Below are 6,932 nucleotides of genomic sequence, written 5' to 3'. Positions count from 1 at the left end.
TTTCTTATATAACTACAATGTTGAGAAAATGGCAATAAAGCCATCCTTACTTTAAATACAGTACCGCTTTTTCAGGACACAGGATGCACGTCACGATATTCGTATCAGGTAGTACGACTTAGGGCACAAGACTTTTGATCAGACTGGTTAAGAGTTAATGTAAGGTTCACCATTCATTTCCAAATCGACCATGTAGCCATTTAACAATCAACAATTAGCAACTAACAATCAACAACCACCAATCAGCAATTATTCCAATGAAAAAGCCCCTCCGGAGCTGCTGCTGCCGCTCCTGCTGCTGCCTGGCGGAAGTCTAGTACATAAAAGGCATACTTCATAATTTCTGAATCAGAAATTCAAATTTAACAAAAGGTGGTTGTACCTTAGCGGTTGCTTCTGCCCATGAACACGAAACCCAACATCCCGCTCCATTTCTACCCGCTCTGGCTACTGCTGAAGTGCCTGTCGCTGTTGCCGTTGCCGGTGCTCTACCTGCTCTCCGATTTTCTGTACCTGCTGGTGTTTTACGTGATCGGCTACCGAAAAAAGGTGGTGCTGCAAAATCTGCGCAATGCATTTCCGGAGAAGGACGAGAAAGAAATAGCCCGGGTAGCCAAAGAGTTCTACAGGCAGTTTGCCGATATAGTCGTGGAGATCCTGAAGCTCCGCTCTATGTCAGCCGCCGAGATGCGGAGCCGAATCGTGTTCTCTAACCAACAGGTGCTCGATGATTTTGTGCGCCAGGGCAAGGCGGTGATTACGATGGGGTCGCACTCGGGCAACTGGGAGTGGGTGCTGTCGGCGGGGGCGGTGCAATTCGGTTTTCCGGCCGAGGGTATTTACAAGCCGCTGCACAACGCCTTTTTCGAAGAGTACATGCTGAGCACCCGGAGCCGCCTGGGCGCAAGGCTCATTAAAATGAAAGACACCATGCGCGATTTTGTGCGGAACCGGAAAGTGCCCCGCGTGATTGCCATGCTTTCGGACCAGACGCCTCCTTACGGCGAAATACAGTACTGGACAACCTTCCTGCACCAAGACACCGCCTTTTTTGTGGGGGCCGAAAAGCTGGCCAACGCCTTCGGGTGCCCCGTGCTCTTCCTGGATGTGGAGCGCATCAAGCGGGGACACTACCACCTGCGCTTCGAGGTGCTCTCCGATGGCACAGCTCCTCCGGCCAAGGCAGAAGGCGAGTACCCCATTACCGAAGCCTTTGCCCGTACCCTCGAAAAATCTATCCGGCGCTCCCCCGCCAATTATCTCTGGACACACCGGCGCTGGAAACACAAAAGGCCTGCGGGTAATTAGAAATTATACATGGTTGAGATCGTGTACTACCATAATTTATAATTTTTAATTGAGCGAAGCCCTAAAGGTACTGTTCTATATCGCCTGCTCCTTCGCGTAGCACCTCAAAATTGTTGGCAACGTCTATCACGGTAGAGGCGATGTTGTTGCCATAGCCACCATCTATCACCATGTCTACCTGGTTTTGGTATTTCTCAAAGATAAGCTCGGGGTCGGTGCTGTACTCGATCACCTCGTCATCGTCGCGGATAGAGGTGGAGAGGATGGGGTTTCCGAGTTCACGGACCAGCGCCAGCGCAATGTTATTGTCGGGTACCCGGATACCCACGGTCTTCTTTTTGGAGCCTGCATAGCGGGGCACTTTGCTGCTCGCCTCCAGCACAAAAGTAAAAGGGCCGGGCAGGGCTTTCTTCATTACTTTATAAACCGGCGTCTCAATTCTGGCATAATCGGAGATGTGGGTTAGGTCGGAGCAGATAAAAGAGAGGTGCACCTTGTCGGCTTTCACGCCTTTTATCTGGCAAACGCGCTCCACGGCGCGGGTGTTATGAATATCGCAGCCAATCCCGTAGATGGTGTCGGTCGGGTATATAATTACGCCGCCATTTCTAAGCACTTCTACTGCCTCCCTTATTTTTTTTTCCTGCGGGTTATCCGGATGGATTTTTACAAACGCTGCGTTACTCATAGCTTTTCTGTTTTTCGGGGTATAAATAAATGTTTGACAATGAAGGTATACATATCTATAATCAGGCGCAAAGGTTTCCTGTTTTTACTTTAAACAGGCTGTCTGCTCTTGTAAGCGCCTGACCTGATGGGTAAAGGAACTAAATTCGGGGCGATAGCTTTTTATGCCTGTGGCGCTGGTCTCAGGTTAATCCGCGACGACAGGCAAAGGCCGGTTCAGTAGCCGGTTTTAGATTTTAGGGAGCAGAATGCCCAGCCTGCCGATGCCTGTTGGCAGCCGGGTTTAAATTTTGAAGCGAAAGCGGAAGAATAATATTATTTTTGGGTTTAAATAACAAGAGGTGCGGTTGCCGCAACAGCTGCTGCACTATAAAACAACTATGGCTAAGAAAGTCACATCTACCAGAAAAAGGAAAGAAAAAAGCGTGGTGATTCCCGGAATCATTGTCCTGTTCCTGTTCCTGTTTGTAAGTTTCTCTTATTACGCTTACCAGATTGTGTATACCCCGAACGTAGACACTAAAGGGCAGGATACCTATGTTTACATCCCGACAGGAGCTGGGTATGCCGAAGCCCTGGACTCGGTAGAGGCAACAGGAGCGATCATAGACAAGCTGTCGCTGCGGTTTATGGCCAAGCTCATGGACTACGATGAACTGGTAAAGCCGGGCCGCTACAAAATAGAGAACGGCTGGGGCAACCGCCAACTGATCGGGGTGCTGCGCCTAGGCGAGCAGTCGCCGGTGAAGATCACCTTCAACAATATCAGGCTGCGCCAGGACCTGGCGGCCAAGCTGGCGGCGAGCGTGGAGCCCGATGAGCAGGAAATAGACAGCCTGCTGCGCGACCCGGAGTACCTACGCGCGCTCGGCTTCGACACAACCACCATCGTGAGCATGTTTATACCAAACACCTACGAAGTGTACTGGACCACCTCTGCCAAAGCCCTGATAGACCGGATGAAGGCGGAGTACGACAAATTCTGGACCGAGGAGCGCCAGGCGAAGGCGGAGCAGCAGGGGCTGACGCCGCAGCAGGTATCGGTGCTGGCCTCTATTGTGCAGGCGGAGCAGGGCAGGTACGCCGATGAGCGCCCCCGAATAGCCGGCGTGTATCTCAACCGCCTGAAGAAGGACATGCTGCTGCAGGCCGACCCGACCGTGGTGTATAGCGTAGGCGATTTCTCGATTCGCCGCGTGCTGAACGTGCACCTGCAGTACGACTCTCCTTACAATACCTACCGCTACAAAGGTTTGCCTCCCGGCCCGATCAATGTGCCCGACATATCCAGCATAGATGCGGTACTGAACCCGGAAAGCCATAACTATATTTACTTCTGCGCCAAAGATGATTTCTCAGGCTACCATGCCTTTGCCACTACCCAGGCCGAGCACCTGGCCAACGCCCGTCGTTTCCATAAGGCCATGAATGAGCGAAATATAATGAGGTAGAGTGTAATTATTAAATTGCTGAATGGTTAAATTGTTTCCCATAATAAACCATCTCCCGGAAATATGCTGCCTTTTTGCATAGGAGTTTATGAAATTCTGGGTAAACCATGCAGCCATATAACTATTTAGCAATTCAACCATTCAACAATCAGCAACTAACAACCAGCAACCAGCAACCAAACATGTTTGAGTCAGAAGTGCAGATACGGGTGCGGTACGCCGAAACAGACCAGATGGGCTACGTGTATTACGGTAACTACGCGGCCTATTACGAGGTGGCGCGCACAGAGGTGTTTCGTCGGCTGGGCATCCACTACAAGGAGATGGAGGCCACCGGCACCATGATGCCGGTGCTGGAGCTGAAGTGCAAATATATCAGACCAGCCAAGTACGACGACCTGCTCACCGTAAAGCTGCTGCTGCGGCATAAGCCAAAGGGTTCGCGCATCTTGATTGAATATGAGGTGTATAACGAGGAAAAGGTGTTGCTGAATGTCGGCGAAACGACCATGGTTTTTGTGACGATGCAGTCGGGCCGGCCTACCGCTGTGCCCGAACTCATCCACCAGAAGCTAGACCCTTACTTTAGCGAATGAGGATTAACCAGCAATATCTGAAGCGCAGGAGAGCGTACCGGAAGTTTATCGTTTTTCTGAAAAAGTGGCGGTTTAACAACGGGCAGTCTTCGGTGTACGAGGTAGTGGATGTGCTGCTCGGGGAACTCCGCCTAGACTCCATTACCAAGCGAGCCTCCTACATGGCCTTCAACTTCACGCTGGCAATTTTTCCCAGTATCATTTTCCTTTTTACGCTCATTCCGTACGTGCCAGGCGTTTTGTCGCTGGACCTGGGCGAGAGCATCTTCGACTTCCTGGCCGATGTGCTGCCGGAGGAGATGTATGCGGCTGCCTACACCACTATTGAGGACATTGTAAACAAGCCGCGCGGGGGGCTGCTTTCGTTTGGTTTCCTGTTTGCCCTTATCCTGTCTACCAACGGCATTATGTCGTTGATGGATGCCTTTGATAAAAAATATAAAACCTTCTACAAGCGGAGTTATCCTAAAAAAAGGGCCATTGCCACGCTGCTGACAGGTGCGCTGATGTTTATCCTGTTCCTGGCGGTAGCTGCCATCTTCTTCGGGCAGTGGATACTTGATGTACTGGTGTTCTATGAGGTCGTAACGGAGTCGTACACCTACACCTTTATCATGATGCTGAAATATATTGCTATCATCCTGCTGTTTTTGCTGGCCACCTCGCTCATTTATTATTATGTGCCAGCCATAGAAGATAAGTGGCCGCTGTTCTCGGCAGGGGCAGTAGTGGCTACCGGGTTGATCTTTGCCGTTTCAATGATTTTTTCGCTCTATATCAGCGCCTTCGATACCTATAACAAGTTCTATGGCTCCATCGGGGCGCTTATTGGCCTGATGATCTGGCTCGACTTTATATCGATGATCCTGATTCTGGGCTTTGAGATAAATGTGAGCATCGATACAGTGGTCAGACGTACTGCGCAGCGTGTTGAGAAGACGGCGGAGGGAAAGAATCTTACGATCTAGTCTGTTTTACGTAGGGTCAGGAGTAAATTTTAGACTTCATTATCAGTTGTTTAGGGTTTTTGTGGCTAAAAAACATTACTTTTTTTAATCTGCATTTTGAAAATTCGGGCAAGTAGTATACTTTTGTGCACGATTACTTTACATCATTCAGAGAGGTGGCAGAGTGGTCGATTGCGGCGGTCTTGAAAACCGTTGACTGTAACAGGTCCGGGGGTTCGAATCCCTCCCTCTCTGCTGATAATCATATCAAAAACAACTAAAAGCCTGCAAATCAACTGATTGCAGGCTTTTTTGTTTTCAGAACTGTACCAAATTATTCAGTTTTTCGCAAAGAAAAGGTGAGTGATTCGGTGAGTCGTTTTGGGAAAATTCTTTACTCACCAGATACTACATAACCAGTTGATTAACAAGATGTACAATGTCTGTACATCTTGACTACAGGTGACTGCAAAGCTACATTTGTTTAACTTTTAAAGGTCACTATTATGAGAGTCAATTTCAGCCTTCTATTTTACCTAAAGAAGCCCAAAAACTATCAAACAGGTTCAGTACCTGTTTATCTGAGAATTACAGTTGCCGGAAAACGTGCCGAAGTGGCAACCGGAAGGGAATGTGAACCTGCCAGGTGGAATGCAGCTGCCGGACGTGCCTCCGGTACAAAAGAAACCGTAAAGTCTTTAAACGCTTACCTGGATGGTTTGCAGGCAAAAGTTTATGAGGCCCATCGCCAAATGATGGAGGAAGGTGCTGATGTTACTGTAGAAAGCTTGAAATGCAGGCTAACCGGAAAAGCAGAGAGAATAAGATACCTGCTGGAGATATTTGAAGACCACAACCGCAAAATGGCGGCCCTGGTTGGGGATGAGTTTGCTCCAGGAACCTTGGAACGTTATACAACCTCTTTAAGTCACACAAGGGATTTTCTGCAATGGAAGTTTCAGATCAATGATATTGACATCCGGAAAATAAATCATGCCTTTATTACAGAGTATGAGTTCTACCTGCGGAGTGTGCGGAAGTGCTCTAACAACACATCTGTTAAGTACATCAAGAATTTTGGTAAAATTATTCGGATCTGCCTGGCCAATGGCTGGTTATCGGCTAATCCGTTTATGAATTACAAGTCGAAAGTTAAAAAGGTAGACAGGGTATTCCTGACAGAAGAGGAGTTAAATATAATGGCAGTAAAGGAATTTGCAACAGAGCGCCTGGGGCAGGTACGGGATATCTTTCTTTTTAGCTGTTTTACAGGACTTGCCTATGTGGATGTGCAAAAGCTGAAACATCATGATGTTGGCAGAGGCATTGACGGAGAGAAGTGGATATTCAAAAACAGGCAGAAAACAGATACGGCTTCCCGTATTCCTCTCTTGCCTACAGCTCTGAGTATAATTGATAAGTACAAGGACCATCCTCACTGTCTGAATGAAGACAGGTTATTGCCTGTGCTTAGCAACCAGAAAATGAACGCTTATCTGAAGGAGATAGCAGCGCTTTGTGGCATAGATAAACCGCTTACCTTCCATATCGCCCGCCACACCTTTGCCACCACCGTTACCCTCTTAAATGGTGTACCAATTGAGAGCGTGTCGAAGATGCTGGGGCATACGAGTATCCGGACCACGCAGCATTATGCCAAAATTCTGGATGTGAAGGTAAGTGAGGATATGAAGTTGCTGCGACAGAAGTTTGTGTAGATATCCATAAATACCACAGAAGTACTTCAAAAGGACTGCTCAGGAATTGTGGGCAGTCCTTTTTTATTTTCTTCATGAACAGGAAATAATCACTGCTTCCGACTTGCGCTTACTATGCATGGAAAGTGGGCAAAGGCTGTGGAGCTAGGTACAAATGACTTTATTTTCCGGGTTTAGCTTCAACCTTATATTTTAAGTTTTCTCCTTTATTTATGGATAAAATAC

The 6,932-nt window shown here is 48.2% G+C and carries 6 protein-coding genes and 1 tRNA gene; 6 read left to right on the top strand and 1 reads right to left on the bottom strand.

The window, feature by feature from the left end:
* Positions 1–402: 402 nt before the first annotated feature.
* The gene (locus FJM74_RS16735) at positions 403–1,308 is read left to right on the top strand and encodes a lysophospholipid acyltransferase family protein (protein WP_187263784.1); all 906 of its coding nucleotides are present in this window, start codon (positions 403–405) and stop codon (positions 1,306–1,308) included.
* A gap of 61 nt (positions 1,309–1,369) precedes the next feature.
* Here the strand turns inward: FJM74_RS16735 and FJM74_RS16730 are convergent, their stop codons facing one another.
* Positions 1,370–1,996: an L-threonylcarbamoyladenylate synthase gene (locus FJM74_RS16730; RefSeq protein WP_187263783.1), complete on the bottom strand. Its 627-nt coding sequence runs from the start codon at positions 1,994–1,996 to the stop codon at positions 1,370–1,372.
* A gap of 379 nt (positions 1,997–2,375) precedes the next feature.
* Here FJM74_RS16730 and mltG point away from each other — a divergent pair, with 379 nt between their 5' ends.
* The 5 genes from mltG to FJM74_RS16705 all read left to right on the top strand — a co-directional run bounded on the left by mltG (position 2,376) and on the right by FJM74_RS16705 (position 6,707).
* Positions 2,376–3,446, top strand: coding sequence for an endolytic transglycosylase MltG (gene mltG / locus FJM74_RS16725; RefSeq protein ID WP_187263782.1), 1,071 nt, complete (start codon positions 2,376–2,378; stop codon positions 3,444–3,446).
* Positions 3,447–3,628: 182 nt separating this feature from the next.
* Positions 3,629–4,042 (top strand): acyl-CoA thioesterase, encoded by a 414-nt coding sequence (locus FJM74_RS16720; protein ID WP_187263781.1) that lies wholly within the window; start codon positions 3,629–3,631, stop codon positions 4,040–4,042.
* On the top strand, positions 4,039–5,010 hold the full coding sequence (locus FJM74_RS16715; protein ID WP_187263780.1) for a YihY/virulence factor BrkB family protein: 972 nt from the start codon (positions 4,039–4,041) through the stop codon (positions 5,008–5,010). Before FJM74_RS16720 ends, FJM74_RS16715 begins: the two co-directional genes overlap by 4 nt.
* 149 nt (positions 5,011–5,159) lie before the next feature.
* A tRNA-Ser gene (locus tag FJM74_RS16710) sits at positions 5,160–5,244 on the top strand.
* A 251-nt stretch (positions 5,245–5,495) separates the two neighbouring features.
* Positions 5,496–6,707, top strand: a complete 1,212-nt coding sequence (locus FJM74_RS16705) for a site-specific integrase (RefSeq protein ID WP_187263779.1) — start codon at positions 5,496–5,498, stop codon at positions 6,705–6,707.
* The last annotated feature ends 225 nt before the right edge of the window (positions 6,708–6,932 follow it).

It is taken from the genome of Pontibacter beigongshangensis (genome assembly GCF_014332515.1).
Classification (GTDB): Bacteria; Bacteroidota; Bacteroidia; order Cytophagales; family Hymenobacteraceae; genus Pontibacter; species Pontibacter beigongshangensis.
This window is presented reverse-complemented; position numbering and strand designations above follow the sequence as displayed.